At 69.0% G+C, this 20,508-nt stretch carries 15 protein-coding genes; 10 read left to right on the top strand and 5 right to left on the bottom strand.

The annotated features are described in order from the left end of the window. The first annotated feature begins 125 nt into the window (after positions 1-125). The 3 genes from DL990_RS07175 (at position 126) to truA (ending at position 2,745) form a co-directional block, all read left to right on the top strand. Positions 126-1,199, top strand: coding sequence for a DNA-directed RNA polymerase subunit alpha (locus DL990_RS07175; protein WP_005166811.1), 1,074 nt, complete (start codon positions 126-128; stop codon positions 1,197-1,199). A gap of 75 nt (positions 1,200-1,274) precedes the next feature. After that, positions 1,275-1,838 (top strand): 50S ribosomal protein L17, encoded by a 564-nt coding sequence (rplQ, locus tag DL990_RS07180; RefSeq protein WP_125798205.1) that lies wholly within the window; start codon positions 1,275-1,277, stop codon positions 1,836-1,838. A 73-nt stretch (positions 1,839-1,911) separates the two neighbouring features. Then, entirely contained in the window at positions 1,912-2,745 is an 834-nt protein-coding gene (truA, locus tag DL990_RS07185) for a tRNA pseudouridine(38-40) synthase TruA (RefSeq protein WP_125798465.1), read from the top strand. On the opposite strand, the gene DL990_RS07190 is transcribed toward truA, so the two are convergent. The 3 genes from DL990_RS07190 to eccE all read right to left on the bottom strand — a co-directional run bounded on the left by DL990_RS07190 (position 2,715) and on the right by eccE (position 5,816). Next, positions 2,715-3,674: an endonuclease domain-containing protein gene (locus DL990_RS07190; protein WP_125798206.1), complete on the bottom strand. Its 960-nt coding sequence runs from the start codon at positions 3,672-3,674 to the stop codon at positions 2,715-2,717. The genes truA and DL990_RS07190 overlap by 31 nt on opposite strands. A gap of 241 nt (positions 3,675-3,915) precedes the next feature. Next, positions 3,916-4,638: a hypothetical protein gene (locus DL990_RS07195; RefSeq protein ID WP_125788830.1), complete on the bottom strand. Its 723-nt coding sequence runs from the start codon at positions 4,636-4,638 to the stop codon at positions 3,916-3,918. Continuing rightward, positions 4,635-5,816 carry a type VII secretion protein EccE gene (gene eccE, locus DL990_RS07200; protein WP_199746244.1) on the bottom strand — a complete coding sequence of 394 codons (1,182 nt, stop codon included), beginning with the start codon at positions 5,814-5,816 and terminating at the stop codon, positions 4,635-4,637. The genes DL990_RS07195 and eccE overlap by 4 nt, the downstream gene beginning before the upstream one ends. A 576-nt stretch (positions 5,817-6,392) precedes the next feature. Here eccE and eccB point away from each other — a divergent pair. The 3 genes from eccB (at position 6,393) to DL990_RS07220 (ending at position 9,540) form a co-directional block, all read left to right on the top strand. Next, positions 6,393-8,006, top strand: a complete 1,614-nt coding sequence (gene eccB / locus DL990_RS07210; RefSeq protein WP_125798207.1) for a type VII secretion protein EccB — start codon at positions 6,393-6,395, stop codon at positions 8,004-8,006. A 68-nt stretch (positions 8,007-8,074) separates the two neighbouring features. Next, positions 8,075-8,389, top strand: a complete 315-nt coding sequence (locus DL990_RS07215) for a hypothetical protein (RefSeq protein ID WP_125788832.1) — start codon at positions 8,075-8,077, stop codon at positions 8,387-8,389. A gap of 5 nt (positions 8,390-8,394) precedes the next feature. Then, entirely contained in the window at positions 8,395-9,540 is a 1,146-nt protein-coding gene (locus DL990_RS07220) for a WXG100 family type VII secretion target (RefSeq protein WP_125798208.1), read from the top strand. Between the two features lie 98 nt (positions 9,541-9,638). On the opposite strand, the gene mycP is transcribed toward DL990_RS07220, so the two are convergent. Continuing rightward, on the bottom strand, positions 9,639-11,270 hold the full coding sequence (mycP, locus tag DL990_RS07225; protein WP_125788834.1) for a type VII secretion-associated serine protease mycosin: 1,632 nt from the start codon (positions 11,268-11,270) through the stop codon (positions 9,639-9,641). Between the two features lie 23 nt (positions 11,271-11,293). After that, the gene (gene eccD / locus DL990_RS07230) at positions 11,294-12,658 is read right to left on the bottom strand and encodes a type VII secretion integral membrane protein EccD (protein ID WP_125798209.1); all 1,365 of its coding nucleotides are present in this window, start codon (positions 12,656-12,658) and stop codon (positions 11,294-11,296) included. Positions 12,659-13,128: 470 nt separating this feature from the next. Between eccD and eccCa the strand changes: the two genes are divergently transcribed. The 4 genes from eccCa to DL990_RS07255 all read left to right on the top strand — a co-directional run bounded on the left by eccCa (position 13,129) and on the right by DL990_RS07255 (position 20,412). Beyond that, the gene (gene eccCa, locus DL990_RS07235; RefSeq protein ID WP_125798210.1) at positions 13,129-17,136 is read left to right on the top strand and encodes a type VII secretion protein EccCa; all 4,008 of its coding nucleotides are present in this window, start codon (positions 13,129-13,131) and stop codon (positions 17,134-17,136) included. A 68-nt stretch (positions 17,137-17,204) separates the two neighbouring features. Next, a complete protein-coding gene (locus tag DL990_RS07240) occupies positions 17,205-19,145 on the top strand; it encodes a type VII secretion-associated protein (protein WP_125798211.1) in 1,941 nt (646 codons plus the stop codon). A 608-nt stretch (positions 19,146-19,753) separates the two neighbouring features. After that, on the top strand, positions 19,754-20,074 hold the full coding sequence (locus DL990_RS07250) for a WXG100 family type VII secretion target (RefSeq protein WP_125788838.1): 321 nt from the start codon (positions 19,754-19,756) through the stop codon (positions 20,072-20,074). A gap of 53 nt (positions 20,075-20,127) precedes the next feature. Then, positions 20,128-20,412 (top strand): WXG100 family type VII secretion target, encoded by a 285-nt coding sequence (locus DL990_RS07255; protein ID WP_125788839.1) that lies wholly within the window; start codon positions 20,128-20,130, stop codon positions 20,410-20,412. Positions 20,413-20,508: the final 96 nt, after the last annotated feature.

The following is a 20,508-nucleotide window of genomic DNA, read 5'->3' on the forward strand; positions in this document are numbered from 1 at the left end:
CATCACCGGGCCGGGGAAACCCCGGCCCGGTGTGGGCACGGGCGGCGGCGCCCGGAGTGCGCCGCCGTTTCGCCATCCCTTTCGGTGTCATATGGCGGGCGCCGTTTGGAAAGGAATTAGGAAAGATGCTGATTTCCCAGCGGCCGGCTCTCGGCGAAGAGACGGTCAACGAGACTCGCTCCCGGTTCACCATCGAACCGCTGGAGCCCGGCTTCGGCTACACGCTCGGCAACTCGCTGCGTCGCACGCTGCTGTCGTCCATTCCGGGCGCGGCCGTGACGAGCATCCGCATCGACGGCGTGCTGCACGAGTTCACCACCGTTCCCGGGGTGAAGGAAGACGTCACCGACATCATCCTGAACCTCAAGGAGCTCGTGGTCTCCTCGGAAGAGGACGAGCCGGTCACCATGTACCTGCGCAAGCAGGGCCCCGGTGAGGTCACCGCTGCCGACATCGTGCCCCCGGCCGGTGTCACCGTGCACAACCCGGATCTGCACATCGCGTCGCTGAACGGCAAGGGCAAGCTCGAGATCGAGCTCGTCGTCGAGCGCGGCCGCGGTTACGTTCCGGCCCTGCAGAACAAGCAGGCGGGCGCGGAGATCGGCCGGATCCCGGTCGACTCCATCTACTCCCCGGTGCTGAAGGTGACGTACAAGGTCGAGGCGACCCGTGTCGAGCAGCGCACCGACTTCGACAAGCTGATCCTGGACGTGGAGACGAAGCCGTCGATCACGCCGCGGGACGCTGTCGCGTCGGCCGGTAAGACGCTGGTGGAGCTGTTCGGTCTCGCGCGCGAGCTGAACGTCGACGCCGAAGGCATCGAGATCGGCCCGTCGCCGCAGGAGGCGGACACCATCGCCGCCTACGCGATGCCGATCGAGGACCTGGACCTCACCGTCCGGTCGTACAACTGCCTCAAGCGCGAGGGCATCCACACCGTCGGCGAACTGGTCTCGCGCAGCGAGGCCGACCTGCTGGACATCCGCAACTTCGGTGCGAAGTCGATCGACGAGGTCAAGCTCAAGCTCGTCGGTCTCGGCCTCGCGCTGAAGGACAGCCCGCCCGGGTTCGACCCGACCGCGGCCGCGGCCAGCTACGACGGTGAAGGCTGGTCCGAGGGCGTCGACAGCATCACGGACGGAATTTCGGACAACGGCCACGACGATGGCCAGGACTACGCAGAGACGGAGCAGCTGTAAGGCCAGCTTCGGCTCCCTCACCGGTAGGGGTGGGGGAGCCTCGGCCTCCAGCTGTGAGCTGAACGAGGAGAACCGATGCCCACCCCCACAAAGGGACCCCGTCTCGGCGGGTCGCCCGCGCACGAACGGCTGATCTTGGCCAACCTGGCCACCCAGCTGTTCGAGCACGGCAAGATCACGACGACCGAGGCGAAGGCCCGGCGGGTGCGCCCGCTGGCCGAGAAGCTGATCACGAAGGCGAAGCGGGGCGACCTGCACAACCGTCGTCAGATCCAGCGCATCGTGCGCGACAAGGATGTCGTGCACAAGCTGATCGCCGAGATCGGTCCGTTCTTCGCGGAGCGTCCGGGTGGCTACACCCGGATCACCAAGACGATGGCGCGCAAGGGCGACAACGCCCCCATGGCCGTCATCGAGCTGGTTGCCGAGAAGACCGTCACCGCCGAGGCCGAGGCCGCGCGCAAGACGAAGTTCGCGAAGGACGAGCCGAAGGCTGCCTCCCCGGCCGCCGAGGAGACCACCGAGGCCCCTGAGGTTGCCGACACGGCCGCCACCGAGGCTCCGGAGGCCACCGAGGCTCCCGCCGCCGACGAGGCCGCTGAGGCCCCCGCCGCGGACGCGGACAGCAAGAAGGACTGACGTCCTGACGGCACCGAACACCCCGGACGAGCCCGCCACTCCCACTGCGGAGGGCGGGCTCGTTCGTCTGCGTCTGGATGTCGCCTACGACGGCACCGATTTCTCCGGCTGGGCACGGCAGCCCGGGCGGCGCACGGTGCAGGGAGTCCTCGAAGAGGCGCTCGCGAAGCAGCCCCCAGGAGCCTCGGTCCCGAAGTCCGTCGTCGTCGCCGGCCGCACCGACGCCGGTGTGCACGCGTCCGGCCAGGTGGTCCACGTCGACGTGTCGCCTTTAGGGGGCAAAACGCGATCCGGTCGCCTGGAAGTGGACGAGCAGGGCATTCCTGACCTGGGGCGGATGCGTCACCGCTGGAATCGGTACCTGCCGGGGGACGTGCGGGTGTTGGATGCCCGGGTCGCGGCGCCTGGGTTCGACGCGCGGTTCTCGGCCGTGCGGCGTCACTACCTTTACCGTGTTTCGGATGCGCCATGGGGCGTGGATCCGTTGCGGCGTCACGACACCCTGGCCTGGCCCCGTCCGCTCTCGGTCGATGCGATGAACGAGGCGTCGTCGGCTCTCTTGGGGCTTCAGGACTTCGCGGCCTTCTGTAAGCAGCGTGAAGGCGGGACGACCATTCGCGAGCTGCAGCGGCTCGAATGGCGGCGGACCGGTCCGTACGCGGTCGAGGTCGCGGTCTCCGCTGACGCGTTCTGCCATTCGATGGTGCGTAGCCTCGTGGGGGCCCTGCTCTTGGTCGGCGACGGCCGTCGTCCGCTCGATTGGCCCGGCGACGTTCTGGAGAGCCGGACGCGTGACAGCGCTGTCGCTCCCGCACACGGCCTGACGCTGATGGCCGTCGACTACCCGCCGGACAACGAACTCGCCGCCCGTGCGGATCAAACGCGGGCCATGCGCACCTCCTCCTGATCCGGCCGCGGCGCGGTTAGCGGGCTAAACGCGCCTCGGCGGGCCTGCCAGACGGCCTCGACGATGCCTTTGAAGTCGTTCGCCAGGTCATCCGCGGTGACGATGACGAAACGCCAGCCCTCGGCCTCCGCCCGTCTTCGCCGTTTGCGATCGTGGGCTCGTTGCTTTGGAGTGTTGTGCCATCGGCCGTCGTATTCGATGGCGACCCGGTACGTCTCGTCGCCGAGGTCGAGACGAGCGACGAAATGACCAGTTCGGGAGAAGACCTCGAGCTGGGGTGTCGCGGTAATGCCGCCGGCGGCCAGCACGATCCGCAGTTCCGATTCCGGAGGCGACTCCGCGCGAGGGTCGGAGAGGCGCAAAGCGTGCCTGGCCAAGCGGATTCCTCGATTGCGGCGACCGTAGAACTCTCCATTGAGGTGCAGGTCGGTCAGTTTTTCGGCTCTCATGAACTGGTCCAGATCGGGGACGCCGATGCGGAGCCGTCGTACCCATCCGGATTTGCGAGGAGAAAGCCGGAGGAGCAGGTCCAGTGCGATTCGACTTCTCCGCGCGATGCGAATTCCGTTCCACGGCCTCGATTCTTCGGGTTTGACCTCGGTCCGCCGAATCTTGATACCGACGATCGGGCCGAAGCGTTGTTTCTCCGGTACGACCATCTCGACCGGATCATGGGGCTTGGCCAGCTGGACGCCCTGGACGGTCGCGGCCGATCGCCCGGTCAGCACGGCTTCCGGCGGTGCCAGTAACGCGGCCCCGCGGCACCGTAGTTCATGCGTGACTTCGACGTCAGCGCGCGTGTAGACGTCCTGGAACAGTCGCCGGACGCTCGGGCCACGCAGACGGCTGGCCGTGATCAGGCCCGCCTTGCGTGCGTCTGAGCCGCGGAAGACTTCGGGGAGGTGAGATGAATCGTAAGGCTTGGTCATGCCGACACGGTGATCGACAAGACCGACAAGGCACGGCCGTCACTGCCTCTCGGGGGCGATTTATCCACAACCCCCGGCTTATCCACAGCCTGCGCGATTCCCTCTTGACGCCTAAACCCCACGCCCAGGTCGACTTTAGCGGCCTAAACGCGACGCGCGGCAGACGCAAGACGGGGGCACTGTCCGATATGGACAGTGCCCCCGCAGAGCGCGGTTAGCCCGCTAAAGTCGCCGCGTCGGATTAGTCGCCGCGGCGTACGGGGCCCAGGATCTGCTGCTCTTTCGCCGTGGTTACCAGGCGAAGAGGGCGCCAGAGGTTTCGGCCCAGAGCGACGACCTGGTCGTCTTTCAACGTCGTGAGCTGCTTCATCATCTGGGGCGGGAGCCGCCAGATTCGCGCGGCGAGTTCGGCCTGGCCCGGCGGGAGCCGCTGCATCAGCACGAGGTCGGCCGCGTTCGCGGTCGCCCCGGCCTGCGGATGCAGGTACGGCAGCACGTAGACCGTCGTCTGCCACGGCGACCGCGGCGGGAACAGGTCCTGCGGGGTCGGCCCCCCGTCGGTCACGACCAGCAGCGGCGCGTCCTCGGACGGGCGCGGGAGGTCCACCGGCGACAGCCGCCGGATCTGCACCAGCGGCGAAGGCCTGCCGTTGGGCTGATTTCCCGCGGCCTGCGGAAGAACCTGCCACGCGGCCGGACGTCCGGTCGCCACGACGACCCACGCCCCGACCGCCATCGCGCGCAGCGCCACCTGACGAGCCAGGTACAGGCCACCGACGAGCACGATCCGGGTCGGCGCCGAGCGCAGCGCGGAGATCGTCAGCGGCTCGCCCTTGAGCCCGGAGCCGAGGACGATCCCGCCGCGATCACCGGAAGGGCTGATCGCATCGAGCATCGCCGGGTCGACGGTGAATTCCGGGGCGACACCGGCGCTCTGGCCGGCATCGCGCATGCGGGTGCTCATGCCGTGCCTCCGATCGGCAAAGTCGCGGAGAACCCGGAGATCTGCAGGCCGCGCAGCGGCGTCAACGCCACTCCCAGCCGGTCCGAGATGCCCTGCAGCCGCTGGTCGGCGGCGTCCAGTTCACGGGGATTCCGCGCGCTCAGTCGAACGATTCCCCGAAGGCCGATCTTGCCTTCGTCGGCGGACGGCGAGATCGACATCGCCACCGTCGCCGACAACGCGCGGACACTGGTCAGCGCGTTCAGGCTGCCGCTGATCTTGCCCTTCGGCCAGCTGGTGATCGCGTAGCTCGCGTGCCCGATGCCCGCCGCGGTGACGCCGGTCCAGCGCTCCTGCAGGCCGACCTTCCCCTGCGAGCCGGCGACCGCGGTCAGCTCCGCGGCCGAAATGCTGGACCGCAGCAGCTCGTCCGGATCGAGCGGCCGGGTCGGCACGCCTTGCGACTCCAAGGCGTTGCGCACCCGCGACAGCGCGCCGATCAGCGCGCGATGCGCACCGACGACGCCGCCGCCACGTTCGCGGATGGCGGCCGGGCACCGGCGCGGGTCGAGCCGGATGGCGACCCACGTAGTCCGCCGCGCGGCAGCGGGCAGCGGGCCGAGCACCTCCATGTAAGAGCTGAGGGCCGGAGAGTCCGACGGAAGCGCGGCGCTGCCCGGGTAGCAGTGCCAGATCATCTGGATCGAGTCGAGGACCACACCGCGGTCTTCGAGGCACGGCGCGAGCGCGGACAGCGGCAGGCTCGGCGCGCCACCCGCCTGGGTGATCAGCGCGGGCGCGGGTTCGACGAGCAGGACGGCGGTCCACGTCCCGTCGTTCCACGCGAGGCCGACCTGCTGACGTTCGTGGTCCACACCGTGCGCGACGACGAGATCGGGAACGGCGAGGCGAAGCAGGTTCACCCGGGCGTCGTCAGGGCCGGTGACGGCGTCCTCTTCGGCGGCGAGCGACTCGATGCTGCTCGGCGGAAGCGGATTCGCCACACGATCGTGTGAACGGAACATGTACCGCAGGGTGAGCCCGGCCCATTGGGTGAACCAGCGGCCGCCCCAGCGCAGGAACGCGATGATGATCGCGACCCCGAGCACGCCGATCGCGACGTACTTGAGCTTCATGTTGATCGCGAGCAGGACGAGGCCGATCGCGAGCCCGAGTTCGAGCACGACCAGGTTCGCCACCGGGAGCGGGCCGAGGTTGATCCCGCCGGTCCGGCGCGCCGTCGGCGCGGCGATCCGCGCCGCTGGAGCGGGCGGAGGGCCGGACTGCGGGCCGGGGCCACCGGACGGAGGACCGCCCGGGCCACCAGGCCCACCAGGACCCCCCGGGCCACCAGGACCCCCTGGGCCACCAGGCCCGCCGGGACCCTTGGGGCCTCCCGGGCCTCCCGGGCCTCCCGGGCCACCGGGGCCGCCAGGACCCTGCGGTCCGCCAGGCCCTCCAGGGCCGCCGGGACCGCGAGGAACTCCGGGACCTCCCGGGCCTCCGGCCGGGCCGCCCGGACCACCCGGTCTGCCGGGCCTTGGCGGCGGTCCCGGCGGACGACCAGGAGGTTGCGGCCCCGGAGGGCCGGGCGGACGTGGAGGAGTGGTGACGGACATCCGCGCTTTCTCTTCCCCTCGTGCGTGCTGCGTACCCGGAAAGCCGGTCCCGAGGAACTTGACACTAGCTGGAGTTGGTAGAAACCCCACACCAGACGGTCCCCGTACGGCTATCCTGCGGAACCGTACCGCGACGGGGAGGACTGTAGGTCGAGAATGCCATCAACACCGACTACTAAGTCTCAAGTTCAGGCTTATCAGTTCGTTCTGCGACGGATGCAATCCGCGCTGGTCCGTCGCGACGCCGTCATGCTCCACGACCCGATGCGCACGCACACGCGGGCCACCATCGTGGGGGTCGTGCTGGCCGCGCTGGGCGTCCTGGTCTTCGTCATCTGGGGCCTGCTGAGCCCGAAGCCGTCCGTGCCGGACGCGGGAAACATCGTCATCGGCGAGCAATCCGGAACGGTGTACGTCGTGGCCGGGAACCCGAAGAAACTGATTCCGACCTTCAACCTCGCGTCCGCGCGGCTGCTGATCATCGCGCAGTCGAAACAAGGGGCGCAGCAGGCGGGGGCCAAGCCTTCCGGGCCGACGCAGGCCTCCGAAGTGAAGAACCCCACAGTCGTCTCGGACGAACAGCTGAAGAACATTCCCCGCGGTCAGCTCATGGGCATTCCGAACGGCCCGCAGCTGATGCCGACGGAAAGCCAGCGTGTCTCCGCGGACTGGGGCGTGTGCGACGAGGTCATGTACGACCCGTCGGTGCCCCAGCCGGATCTGTCGAAGACGGAGACGACCGTCTACGCGGGTGTGAAACAGCTCGGGAACCGCGAACTCGGCCAGAACGAGGCGTTGCTCGCCAAGGGCGCCAACGGCAGGGAGTACCTGATCTACCGGCAGAGGCCGGATCCCAACCTCCGGAACGCGAACGCGGTCAAGGCCGAGATCAAGCCGGACGCGAGCGCCGTCCGTTCCGCGCTGAAGCTGTCCGACCAGCCCCGCGGTATCTCCCAGGGGCTGCTCGACGCGATTCCCGAGGTGCCGGAGCTGAAGCTCCCGACCGTCCCCGGGGACGGCGAGACCCCCAACTTCGAAATCGAAGGCATGAAGGTCGGCGACGTCTTCTCCACCGAACAGGCCGAAGGGCGGAAGGACTTCTACCTCATCACGAAGGAAGGGATCCAGCCCATTTCCCCGGCCGTCGCGGACATCGTGCAGACCGGGAAGAACGACGGCAGCACTTCGGTCATGTCCGTGCCGCTGGGCAAGATCCGCAACCTCACGCGGGTCTCCCAGGTCGTCGAACTCGACGCCTACCCCCAGACGGTGCCGACGGTGCTCAACGCGACCCAGGGTTCCCGGGTCTCGTGCCTGAGCTGGTCCATCACGGGCGACGGCTCCAACCGGGACGGGCACACGGCGGTGTTCGTCGACGACAAGCTGCCGAAGGGCAGGAACGCCGACGGTTCCGCGCCCGGCGTCAAGATCGGCACTCCCGGCCCGGTGGGCGCCCCGATCAACAGCTTCTTCATGGAGCCCGGTTTCGCGGCCGTCGTCCAGTCGGCGACCGGCAAGGAGACCTTCGACAAGGGACCGATCCAGCTGATCTCCGATCGGGGGATCCGTTACGGCGTCCCCGATGCGGTGACGGCGGACTCGATCGGGCTCAACAAGCGGGTGCCCGCGCCGGAGTCGATCATCAGGATCCTGCCCACCGGCGCTTCGCTGAACACGCAGGACGTGCTCCGGACGTTCGACACCGTGCCGATCGACGACCGGGCCGGTTCGGTCGCCACGCAATCGCAGCAGGCTCCGGCGGGTAACTGATCGCGGGAACCCGCCGGACGGCGCGAGCGTCTCAACGCCCAAGCGGTATCGGGTGAGTGGAGGGTGCAGTGGCCGGCCTGAAGATCGACGGCGTCGTCGTCGGTGACTATGCGAAGCGGGTGGACGTGGCCGCCGGAGAGCTCGAGCTGGCGGCCACGGACGTGACCGGGGACGGTGTCACCGTCGAGTCCCACGGAACGTTGGGTGAGGAACTGGGCCTCGGCGCGTCCTACGGGCGCGCGGCGGAGGCCATCCGACGTCAGCTGGTGGAAGGCGCGGCCGCGCTGAGGTCGGCGTCCGAGGCCCTGCACACGGTGACCGCGCGGCATGCCGGGCACGACGACGAGGCCGCGCAGATGATCAAGCGCGCCGTGGAGCTCTGAACCGCATGATCGCCGAATCGGAGAACCCGACGGATTCCCTCCCGCACCCGATGGCGGCCGCCCGTTCGGCTGCCGCTCCCGTGGCGCCCCAGAGCGCGTTTAGCCCGCTAAACGCGCCGGGCTCGGGTGGTGAGGAGCTGGTCGAGGCCGCTGCGCCGCATCTCGCCTTCGTTTCGGAACTGTCCGGCCATCTGGGGCTGATCGATCCGGTCGAGGCCTACCTGTCCCCGCTGGCGGGGCGCTGGGAGGACTTGAAGGACGAGGCGGACCGGCTCCGGAAAGCGGCGAAGGCCTCGGGCACCGTTTCGAAAGAACTTGCCGAGGACCTCGGGCGCCTCGACGCCGGGTGGGCAGGCAAGGACGCTGACGCGTTCGTCACGTACATCGTGGACATCAACGCCGCGGGCTCCGACGTCGAAGACGCCCTCACCACCCTGGCGGGTTCGCTGGACGAGCTGGTGTTGTCGATCCGTCGCATCCTGACCGACCTCGTCGAGATCCTGGTCGACACGGCGGAGCTGACCTCCGAGACCGCGATGCTGCCGGTCGGTGGCGTCCGGCGCGCGCGAACTCAGCTGGAGGAGGCGCAGGAGTCGGCCAAAGCCCTCTACGAAGCCGCGCGCGACGTCCTCGAGGGCTTCGTGCGGTTTTGCGACGGCGTCGATGATCCTGATGCCGGCTCGCGAAGCATCGAGATCGCCCACCGCTACCCGCAGGACGAGTTCAAACTCCACGACGATTCCGAAGCGCCGGGTGCGCCGGTGCCGGAGAAGGCCGCCGCTGAGGTGGATTCCGGCGCTGCGTCGGACGAACAGTCGACGTCGCCGTCCTCGGCCGACGGCAGGAAGACCGGGTCGCAGGAACCGCTGATCGAGCAAGGCCAGGCCCCGATCCCGGAGGTCGCGCCCGTTCAGACCGCTCCGGCCCATGGGCAGGGCGTCGCCGGGGCGGGATCGGCGATGATGCCGATGGGGATGGCCCCCATGATGGGCGGCATGGGCGGGGGAGGCCAGACGGCTCACCAGTCGAAGACGCGGCCCGCTTCGAAACCGTCCGACGTGGTCGGCGAGCCCGGCCAGGTCGTCCCGCCCGTGATCGGCGAGGACGACGCTCCGGCGAAACCCGCTCCGAAGCCCAAGCCCGCCAAGTAGGCCCCCAGCGGCGGAGCGACTTTAGCGGGCTAACCGCGATCTGGGCGGCTCGGAGGCGAGTCCCGCTCGGATCACGTTTAGCCCGCTAAAGTCGACGCCTACGGGGTTTTGCGGGCAGGGGCGGCCGGCCGGTTGCGGCGGACCGAGTGGACCACGAACAGCGTGACGAGCAGCGCCACCAGGCCCCCACCGGTTCCGGCGAGCGCGACGATCATCGGGGCCGGATCGCGGTCGTTCGCGGGCGGCAGATTCGCGGGCAGCGGGACCGGCTTGGCCTTGTCCGCCTCCGACGGAACGATCGCCGTCAGCGCCGCGATCGGGTCGACGACGCCGAAGCCGACGAAGTTGTCCCGCCCGCCCGGTGCGGCCGGATGCTGCGCCGTCGCCTTGATCCGGTTCATCACGTCACGAGCCGGCAGTCCCGGGAACTTCGCCCGCACGAGAGCGGCCAGCCCGGCGACGTACGGCGCGGCGAAGCTGGTGCCCTGGATGGCACCGGGCTTCCCGTTTCCCTCGATCGTCAGGTTGGCGAGGCTGCTCGACCCTTCGGCCGGGTCCAGCGAGATGATCTTGGTGCCCGGAGCGGCGACACTGACCCACGGCCCGTTGACGCTGAAATCCGCGACACCGCCGGTGTCGTCGATCGCCGCGACCGACAGGACGTCGTCGGAGAACCACGGCGGCGTGACGATCATCTTGGGGGACTTGGGGTCCGGCTGATCGTTCTGCGGGCATTTCTCACCGACGTTGCCCGCCGCCGCGACGACGACCACGTTGTTCTCGACGGCGTAGTTCACCGCCGCCTGAAGCTGCTGCTCGCCGAGGGTGATGTTCCCGTCCGCCCGACGACAGTTGTCGACCGACATGTTGATCACCTGGGCGCCCTTGTCGACGGCCCGGACCACGGCCTGCGCGAGCGTCTTCAGCGTGCCTGCGGTCTTGCCCTGTTCCTGCTGCCGCCCGCCCTTGTCCTGACCCGGTGCGGTGCCGCCGACGGCACCGTTTCCCTGTGAGGACGGCGGAAGCTGGGATCCCGGATTGTTCGGCGAAGACGGCGGAGCGGCGCTGGACGCCGGCGGCTCGGGCTTCTTCTCCGCTTCCTCGTAGTTCTGGCTTGACTGACGGATCGACAGGATCGTGGCGTCGGGCGCTACTCCCCGGAACCCGATGCTCGCGTCGGGCGGATTCGCGGCGATGATCCCCGCGACCTCGGTGCCGTGGCCGTCGCAGTCCTCGAGCCCCGGTGCCTTGCCGCCGCCGGGGGGCGCGACGTAGTCACCACCCGATTCGACACGGCCTCCGAAGTACGGGTGCGCGGTGACGCCGGTGTCGATCACGGCGACCTTGACGCCTCCGCCGACCGACTGGGTGGCGCCGCGCATCAGCTGGTGCACCTTTTCGATCTGCAGGTACTCCTGGCCCCACGGACGGTTCTTGATGTCGACCTGGTCGCCGCCGAGCTTGCTGCGCTGCACGCACTCGGTCTTCTTCTCGTAGTTCTTGTCCGGCTTGCCCTCGTCCGCCGGCTTCTTCGACTTGTCCACCGGAGGCGGGGTCGCGAAGTAGCCGTCGGCGTCCGCCGCGACGCTGCTTTGCTGCGCCCAGGCGGGAAGCGCCACCGACGCCGGAGAGAGAACACCGATACCGGCCGCCAGCAGCACCGTTCCGGTACGCCCGGCGAGGCCGATGTGGCGGACGCGCGTCCCCCTGGACTTCCGCGCTACGGCCATCAGAGCATCATCCGATCGGGTCGTCACTTGAAGTTGAGGTGGCGCAGCGTCGTGTAGAGATCCATGACGCCGAGCGCCAGCGGGAGCACCGTCGCGATGAAGATGGCCTCGAAGATCTCCACGGTCCGCCGCAGCGGCGGCGAGAAGCGCTGGTTCGGGAAGATCACGCCGACCACGAGCGCGCCGGCGCCGATCAGCAGCAGCGCGCCGAACACGAACAGGACGCGGTTCAGCGGGCTCGCCGACCACATCCAGCCGAGCAGGATTCCCGCGCCGGACACCATGCCGGTGGTCAGGAGGGCGATCGCCTGCGCGCCGTTCGCGTACGCCCGCGCCCGCAGGAGCAGGACCAGCGTGGCGATCACGCCGAGAATCGGGCCGAAGACCGACGGAGACGTCGAGGCGATGATCGCGAACAGCGCGGTGGCCGCGCCGCAGCCGGTCAGCAGGCCGGTCATGTACTCGTGCGCGACCGCGGTACGGCGTTCGATGGCGCGGTAGTCCGGGAAGCCTGAGTCTTCCTTGAGCTCTTCGGCGCTACCGGGCACGTGCGGCGTCGGGAGGGCCGCGAGTTTGATCGTCGCGCGCGGCAGCAGCGAGATGCACGCCAGAGAGAACGCGGTGGCGCCGGCCAAGATGCCGGCGATCGGAGTGTCGATGAGCGTCGCGGCCAGGAACGTCAGCGCCGAGATCGTGGCCGTCGTCGCGGCCGCGATGAAGGTGGTGATGCCGTGCCCGATGACGAGGATGCAGACCGCCGCCACGATGATCACGAGAGTGCTCGCGAGAAGCAGGTTCGCCCACAGGGACAACCCCGGCACGATGTAGAAGCCGCTGACGAAGGCCAGCGGAAGTCCGCCCGCCGCGGCGATCAGCACGCCGGTCGCTTCGGCCTTGTAGGCCTTGGCCAGTGTCGCGCCGATCGCGACGCATGCGATCGCGCCGACACCGCCCGCGATCGCGGCGGCGAGTGCGTTTCCGCCGTAGAACGACCCGCTGGTGAAGAGCGCGAGTGCCGCGAAGAACAGCGCCAGCCCGCCCGCGATGTGCCCGAAGCGGCGCGCCGTCTCCTTGGTCCACGGACGGAAACTGTCCGGGGACGACTCGGCGATCGCGTCGACGACGTCGTCGTACAGCGGAGGCGGCGGGTTCTCGTTGCGCTTGCGCAGCTGGAGGAGCTCGCCGTCGACGACACCGAGGGACGCGAGGGTCCGGCTCGGGTCGAGCGGCGCGTCGCCCAGCTTCGCGAGTGCCCAGCCGCCGTGGCGGGCGCCGCCGTCCGGCGTCGCCTCCTTCGCCATCTCCAACAGCATGGGCAGCAGGTCCGCCACCGCGACGTCAGCCGGCAAAGCCACGTCGATCCGGGTGCGTGGCGCGACCACCGTCACCCTGCTGAATACCGTCGTGCCCGTTGCCACTGCCTTCCCCCTGCCCTGAGAGTCTGCTCCCGGGGGAACCTATACCGAACCCGGGTGCCCACATCATCGACTGTCGGAAAAAGACCGGCAAAAGTAAGAGAGGCGACCTCCGAGCCCCTCAGATCAGCTGCCGGCGCGTCGACTTTAGCGGGCTAATCGTGACGCGCCGGAGCCGTGGGCACCTGAGCGGACCCCGGCCGCCAGATCGCGATTAGGGGGCTAAACGCACGTCGGGCGTCTGGGCCGCCGGATCGCACTTAGCCCGCTAAACGCACGTCGGCGGAGCCGGAGCCTTACACTCCCGGCATGCGTACGGCCCTCGTCCGGGGTCGTTCTCGGCGTTGTCCGGATTTCACCGGCCACGTTCGATAGGTTGTCTCGCGCACCAGTACGCGCACCAACGGTGGCCGCCATCGTCGAGTTTGAAGAGGGGTCCTTCGATGAGCACGCTGCAGTTCAAGAAGTCACCGCGCCTGGCGGCGCCTCGGCCGCCGGGTGGCGAGGTGCATCTCGAACCGCCGCCTGAGGTGCCGCGCACCATCCCGGGCAACATCGTCATGAAGCTGCTTCCCGCGGTGATGATCGTCGCCTCCATCGGGATGATGGTCTTCATGTTCACCACGGGTGGACGCAATCCCATGATGATGATGATGGGCGGCATGATGGTGCTCAGCACCGTCGGCATGATGGCCGGTGGCGCGGGCAAGGGCGGTGGCGCCAAAAAGGCTGAGATGGACGAGGACCGCAAGGACTACCTGCGCTACCTCGGCCAGATGCGCGACAGGGCCCGCGAGGCCATGGTCGACCAGCGTGCCGCGCTCGAGTGGGTTCACCCCGACCCGCAGACGATGTGGTCGCTGGCCGCGAGCCGCCGCATGTGGGAGCGCCGCCAAAACGACCAGGACTTCCTCCACCTCCGCGTCGGCCGCAGCTCGCACCGGCTCGCGACGCGGCTGGTGCCGCCGCAGACCGGCCCCGTCGACGAGCTGGAGCCGATCGCCACGCTCGCCCTGCGCCGGTTCGTCCGCGCGCACTCGATCGTCCCGGACCTGCCGACCCAGATCACCCTCCGCGGGTTCGCCGCGGTCAGCATGCAGGGCGACCGCGGCCTCACCCGCGGTCTCACCCGGGCGATGCTGGCGCAGTTGGTCACCTTCCACAGCCCCGACGACGTCCTCATCGCGGTCGCGACGGCGGGCCGCGCCAAGGAGGAGTGGGAGTGGGCGAAGTGGCTGCCGCACGCCCAGCACCCGGCGCTCGCCGACGGTATCGGCCAGCTGCGGATGATGGCCGGCTCGCTCGCGCAGATCGAGCAGTGGCTCGACGAGGAACTCCGTGACCGCCAGCGGTTCTCTCGCAACGCGACGCCCGCCCCGGACCAGCCGCACGTCGTCATCATCGTCGACGACGCCGAGGTCACCCGCGAGGAGCAGATCATCCTCGAAGAGGGTCTGGTCGGCGTCACCCTGATCGATCTTTCCGACTCCATCGGCAACCTCGCGGCCCGCCGCGGTCTGCGGCTGGTCGTCGAAGAAGACCGCCTCGGCGCGCGCAGCGCCGGCGGCGTCGAATGGTTCGGCCGCCCGGACACGCTCAGCGTGGTCGAGGCCGAAGCCCTCGCAAGGCTCCTCGCCCCGTACCGCGTCGGCACCGCCGCGCAGGACGCCGCCGAGGAAGAACCGCTGCTGTCCAACCCCGGTCTGCTCGAACTGCTGGGCATCCCCGGCGACCCGATGACCTTCGACGTCCAGCAGTCCTGGCGGCCGCGCCCGGTGCGAGACCGCTACCGCGTCCCGTTCGGCGTCGGCGAGTACGGCCAGCCGGTCGAGCTGGACATCAAGGAAGCCGCGATGGAGGGCATGGGCCCGCACGGCCTGTGCATCGGGGCGACCGGTTCCGGTAAGTCGGAGTTCCTTCGCACCCTGGTGCTGGGCATGCTCGCCACGCACTCGTCGAGCACGCTGAACTTCGTCCTCGTCGACTTCAAGGGTGGTGCGACGTTCCTCGGTCTGGACGCGGCGCCGCACGTCTCCGCGGTCATCACCAACCTCGCGGACGAGGTCACGCTGGTCGACCGGATGAAGGACGCCCTGGCAGGCGAAATGAACAGGCGCCAGGAAGCGCTGAAGAACGGCGGTAACTTCAAGAACGTCTGGGAGTACGAGAAGGCCCGCGAGAACGGCGCCGACCTCGACCCGCTGCCCGCGCTCTTCATCGTCTGTGACGAGTTCTCCGAGCTGCTGGCCGCGAAGCCGGACTTCATCGACCTGTTCGTCGCCATCGGCCGTCTCGGCCGGTCGCTGCAGATGCACATGCTCCTCGCGTCGCAGCGGCTGGAAGAGGGCAAGCTGCGCGGTCTCGACTCGCACCTTTCCTACCGCATCGGTCTGAAGACCTTCTCCGCCGCGGAATCCCGTGCCGCGATCGGCGTGCCCGACGCGTTCGAGCTGCCGTCCGTGCCAGGTGGTGGTTACCTCAAGTACGACACCTCGACGCTGGTCCGCTTCAAGGCCTCGTACGTCTCGGGCCCGTACCGGCCCGCGGGGATCAAGGCGGCGGGCCCGGCCGCGACGGTGGTTCGCGCGGACAAGCGCCCGCAGCTGTTCGTCCCGGACTTCGTCGAACTGCCGAAGGAGCCGGAGCCGCAGCAGATCGAAGCCGCGCCGGTGGAAGAGGCCAAGCAGGAGGAGGCCGTCGAGCCCAGTGAGCTCGATGTGATCGTGTCCCGGCTGATCGGCCAGGGCCCGCCCGCGCACGAGGTCTGGCTGCCGCCGCTCAAGGAACCGAACTCGCTCGACACCCTGTTGCCGAACCTGAACCCCACCGACGACCGCGGTCTTTCCCCGGTCGGGTTCTTCGGCAACGGACGGCTGCAGGTGCCGATGGGCATCGTCGACCGTCCGTACGAGCAGCGCCGTGACCTGCTGTGGGCCGACTTCTCCGGTGGCGCCGGGCACGGTGTGATCGTCGGCGGTCCGCAGTCGGGCAAGTCGACCATGCTCCGGACGCTGATCATGTCGATGGCGCTGACCCACACCCCCGAGGAGGCGCAGTTCTACGCGCTCGACCTCGGTGGCGGTACGTTGGCCGGTCTCCAGGGCCTGCCGCACGTCGGTGGTGTCGCCGTCGCCCGCCGCGAGCCGGACAAGGCCCGCCGGATCGTGGCCGAGCTGACCACCCTGCTCACCGAGCGGGAAGGCCGGTTCGGTGCCATGGGCATCGACTCGATGAACGAGTTCCGCAACCGCAAGCGGCGCGGCGAAATCAAGCCTGAGGAAGACGCCTTCGGTGACGCCTTCCTGATCGTCGACAACTGGAAGGCGCTGCGGGACGACTTCGACGAGCTGGAGATCTCGATCACCAAGCTGGCCACCCAGGGTCTTTCCTACGGTGTGCACGTCATCATCGCGGCGAACCGGTGGGCGGACATCCGGCCGGCGATCAAGGACATGATCGGTTCCCGGTTCGAGCTGCGCCTCGGTGATCCGAGCGAGTCGGACATCGACCGCCGGGTCGCGGTGAACGTCCCGGCCGCACGTCCGGGCCGCGGTCTCACCAGGGACAAGCTGCACCTGCTGACCGGTCTGCCGCGGATCGACGGCTCGAGCAACGCGGACGACGTCGCCGCCGACGCCGCCGACGCGGTGGCGAAGATCAAGGCGGCGTGGAAGGGCCGTCCGGCGCCGCAGGTCCGCCTGCTGCCGGAGATGGTCACCTACGACGAGGTCCTGTCCATCGACTCCAAGCGCAACTCGAAGCTGGTGCCGATCGGCGTCAACGAGGAAGACCTCCAGCCGATCTACCTCGACTTCGCCTCCGATTCGCACTTCTACGCGTTCGCGGACGGCGAGTCGGGCAAGACGAACCTGCTGCGCCAGATCACCCGAGGCATCACCGAGCGGTACACGACGCAGGAAGCGGTCATCATCCTCGTCGACTACCGGCGCACGATGCTCGGCTTCGTCGGCGGGGACCAGCTGCTCGGCTACGCGGTGTCCGCCGCGCAGCTCGACAGCATGGTCAAGGACGTCCACGGGTCGATGACCCGGCGGCTCCCCGGTCCGGACGTCACGCAGGAGCAGCTCAAGACCCGGTCCTGGTGGACAGGTCCGGAGCTGTTCGTCATCGTCGACGACTACGACCTGGTCGCCACCCAGACGAGCAACCCGCTGAAGCCGCTCGCCGAGTTCCTCGCGCAGGCGAAGGACGTCGGTCTGCACGTCATCGTCGTGCGCCGCAGTGGTGGCGCGAGCCGGGCGATGTTCGACCCGATCCTCGGCAAGCTCAGGGAGATCGCGGCGCCCGGTATGGTCATGAACGGCTCGCGTGACGAAGGCAACCTCGTCGCGAACGTGAAGCCGAGCCAGATGCCGCCGGGCCGAGGCAACCTCGTGACCCGGAAGCACGGCAAGCAGCTCATGCAGGTCTCGTGGATCCAGCCGGACTGACCTCCCGCGGAACCAGGTGAGGTCCCGGCTGGGCGAGGGGTGACGACGACGATCTGCGGGAGTGGCTAGTGACTGTGCGGGTAGCGGTGGACTTCGGGACATCGAGCACCTGCGTAGTCGCCTCGATCAACGGCCGCGAGCCGCAGGTGGTCGTGGTGGACGGGCAGCCCTTGATGTCGTCGGCGGTCTACGCCGCGCCGGATGGGACGCTGTTCGTCGGCCAGGAGGCGGAACGGCAGGCGGCGGTGGATCCGTCGCGCTACGAGCCGAATCCGAAGCGCCGGATCGACGAAGGCGACCTGCTGCTCGGCGACAACGTCCTCCGCGTGACCGACGTCGTCCACGCCGTGCTGAAACGCGCGGTGACCGAGGCGCGCCGGCTCGCCGGTGACGCCGAGGTCGAGCTGCTCGTCCTGACCCACCCCGCCGATTGGGGCGCGACCCGGACCCGGCTGCTCCGGCAGGCGGCGGGCGGGCTCGCGCGTCAGGTCGCGCTCGTGCCGGAGCCGGTCGCCGCGGCGGTCTATCACGCGGCGACGTTCGCTCCGGCCGACCTCAACTCCGAGCGCACCGTCGAGTTCAGCGGCCGCCCCGGCGACGCACTGGCGGTGCTCGACCTCGGCGGTGGCACCGTCGACGTCTCCGTGGTCCAGCGCATGCCCGGCAGCCCGGCGGATCGCAGTTCGCCCGCTAAACGCGCCGGGTTCCAGGTGCTGGCCACCCGGGGGGATCCGAGCTTCGGGGGAGCGGACGTCGATCAGGCGCTCCTGGAGCACGTGGGTTCGCTGGTGTCGTCCGTCGATCCGCCGGAATGGCGGAAGCTCGTCGAAGGCCGCGAACTCACCGATCGGCGGCGCCGCCGTGTGCTGCGGCAGGACGTGCGCGGCGCGAAGGAGACGCTGTCCCGGCACGCGTACACCGACGTTCCGATGCCGCCGCCGTTCGCCGACGCCCACGTGACCCGGGAGGACCTCGAGCGGATCATCGCGGGCCCGCTCGGGCGCGCGGTCGAGCTGACCGTGGCCGCGATCGGCGATTCCGGGCTGCGGCCGAAGCAGCTGACGGCGATCTTCCTCGTGGGTGGGTCGAGCCGGATCCCGATGGTGTCCCGGCTGGTGCACGAGCGGACCGGTGTCGTGCCCACCACGCTGGACCAGCCGGAGACGGTGGTCGCCCGCGGTGCCCTGCGCGCGGTGCTGATCGACCCGGACCGGACGGGGTCGCTCGCGGGTTCCGCGGTCTCGCGCGTCGGCGGTGCCCCCGCGCCCACCCCCGCCGACCGGCGCCCCGAAACCCCGCGCCCCCAGTTCCCGCCCGGCCCGCCCCCGCAGAGCGCGTTTAGCCCGCTAAACGCGATGCGGCAAGGGCCGCCGTCGCCTCCGATGGGACAGCAGGGGATAGCGGCCCCGCCGCCGTGGCGGCCGGGTGAGCCTTCCCGCGAGACCAAACCCGCCGAGCGCGGCGGGAAGGGCAAGAAGACGCCCTGGATCATCGCCGCGGCCGTGGTCGCCGTAGCGGCGGTCGTCGGTGGCGTCCTCTTCGCCGTCAACAGCGGGGAGGCCGAGCCCGAAGGCCGGACGCTCGCCCAGTACGACTATCGCTTCATCGCGCCGATGGACTGGACGCAAACCGACGACCGCGTCGCCAACCGTCAGGTGGTGATCCACCCGAGCGACTCCCTCACCGGCGACGACCTCGTGGTCGCCCAGGAGTACGTGATGGCCTACGACGCGACGGCCGACAGACAGAAACTCGTCGACGAACTCAGCTCCGGGGCACGGATGGAACCGCATAAGTACAGTGGCTTCAACGGCTCCGCGAACTACGCTGGCCGGACCGTCATCTACTACCGCGAGACCAAGCCGAGCGCGCGCGTCGACTGGTACGTCGTCGCGCAGGGAAAGACTCGCGTCCACATCGGTTGCCAATACGGCACCGGCTCACCGCTCGAACAACGCGTGAGCGCGGCCTGCGAGCAGGTCGTCAAAACGATGGTGGTCGTCAACTGAAGGGGGAGGCGAATGCCACCCGAACCCGAGACCGCCGCCGAACACTTCGCCCGCACAGGGCGTGACGCGGTCACTTATGCCCGGCAGGTCGCCCGCACGGCCAAGGCACGGTACGAACGCCGCCGGGGCGAGAACGCGGAACTGGCGAAGCAATTCGGCAAGGGACGGCTCGCGGGCGGCGAGACAGCGCCGACCCCCGCCGCTGTCCGGAACGCCGCGAAACGGTTCCGCACGGGGGCCGGTCTTCCGGTTCCCGCTTTGCCCTCAGCGGCGGACTTGGTTCCCCTTCGGCCAGAGCCGGCGGCCAGAAGGCCACGTGTGGGTGACGACGACGAGGACTTTTCGCAGTCGCGAATCATGAGCCGAGGCGATTGACCGACCCCTGTGCGTTTGCTAAATCGCGTGGTGAAGGCCTTTTTCGGCACGCGATTCGCGGCGTGCCGTCCGGGTTTCCGCGTTCGGTTCCCGCCGCGAGCGTTAACGCAAGCAACTACTTGAAACCAACGAGCGACAAGAGGGAACCAGACGTGGCAGTGTCTCCGTCGTAGGTCCGTACCAAACGAACTTCACCAAGTACGGATAAACCACGAACGAAGGGGGTAGCTCCCATGGCTGGCGGATTTACCGGGACAGTTGAGCAGTTCACTCAGTCCGAGAAGCGCGTGACCGAGGTCCGCGTCTCGATGGACCAGAACCTGAGCAAGCTTCGCGACAACATCGAAGCCACTCGCGCGGGCTGGACCGGCGACGCGGCGCTCGCGTTCAACAACGTGATGACGCGCTTCGACTCGGCGGGCCGCGGGCTCAACCAGGCCCTCCAGAACATCGGTGACCTGCTCGAGCAGGCCGGTTCGAAGTACAACGCGACCGAGCAGCAGCAGCAGGAGCTCATCAAGTCGGTCAACCAGGGCTTCGGCGTCCTCGGCTGATTCGGCTACACCGCACCAAAACCAAGACTTCTTATATCTGACTGGAGGAACTCATGGGCGAGATGAAGGTCGATTACGCCACGATCCACGCGGCGGCCGACGACTGCAAGAACACCGGCGGTGAGCTGGAAGGCCTCTTCGGGCAGCTGAAGAGCGACCTGGCCCCGCTGGTCAACACCTGGGACGGTGACGCGAAGGTCGCGTACATGGCCGCTCAGCAGGAGTGGGACAACAAGTTCGAGGAGCTCAAGCAGCTGCTCGCGCAGGTCGCCGGCGTGCTGCCGCAGCTGGCCGACGGCTACCAGAGCACGGAGCAGGGCGTCACCGGCCTGTTCTGAGTCTCACGCTCGGAACGAGCAACGGCGGGCAGGCATCTTCGGATGCCGAGCCCGCCGTTTCGTTTGTGTCAAAGGAAAAGCCGCGACGGGTTCCGT

The sequence above is a fragment of the Amycolatopsis sp. WAC 01416 genome (genome assembly GCF_003947485.1).
Classification (GTDB): domain Bacteria; phylum Actinomycetota; class Actinomycetes; order Mycobacteriales; family Pseudonocardiaceae; genus Amycolatopsis.

What these genes read in the sequence shown, in the direction of transcription:
- DL990_RS07175 (WP_005166811.1), top strand. Translation starts at nt 126, where the DNA reads ATGCTGATTTCCCAGCGGCCGGCTCTCGGCGAAGAGACGGTCAACGAG.
- rplQ (WP_125798205.1), top strand. Translation starts at nt 1,275, where the DNA reads ATGCCCACCCCCACAAAGGGACCCCGTCTCGGCGGGTCGCCCGCGCAC.
- DL990_RS07190 (WP_125798206.1), bottom strand. Translation starts at nt 3,674, where the DNA reads ATGACCAAGCCTTACGATTCATCTCACCTCCCCGAAGTCTTCCGCGGC.
- DL990_RS07195 (WP_125788830.1), bottom strand. Translation starts at nt 4,638, where the DNA reads ATGAGCACCCGCATGCGCGATGCCGGCCAGAGCGCCGGTGTCGCCCCG.
- eccB (WP_125798207.1), top strand. Translation starts at nt 6,393, where the DNA reads ATGCCATCAACACCGACTACTAAGTCTCAAGTTCAGGCTTATCAGTTC.
- DL990_RS07220 (WP_125798208.1), top strand. Translation starts at nt 8,395, where the DNA reads ATGATCGCCGAATCGGAGAACCCGACGGATTCCCTCCCGCACCCGATG.
- mycP (WP_125788834.1), bottom strand. Translation starts at nt 11,270, where the DNA reads ATGGCCGTAGCGCGGAAGTCCAGGGGGACGCGCGTCCGCCACATCGGC.
- eccCa (WP_125798210.1), top strand. Translation starts at nt 13,129, where the DNA reads ATGAGCACGCTGCAGTTCAAGAAGTCACCGCGCCTGGCGGCGCCTCGG.
- DL990_RS07250 (WP_125788838.1), top strand. Translation starts at nt 19,754, where the DNA reads ATGGCTGGCGGATTTACCGGGACAGTTGAGCAGTTCACTCAGTCCGAG.
- DL990_RS07255 (WP_125788839.1), top strand. Translation starts at nt 20,128, where the DNA reads ATGGGCGAGATGAAGGTCGATTACGCCACGATCCACGCGGCGGCCGAC.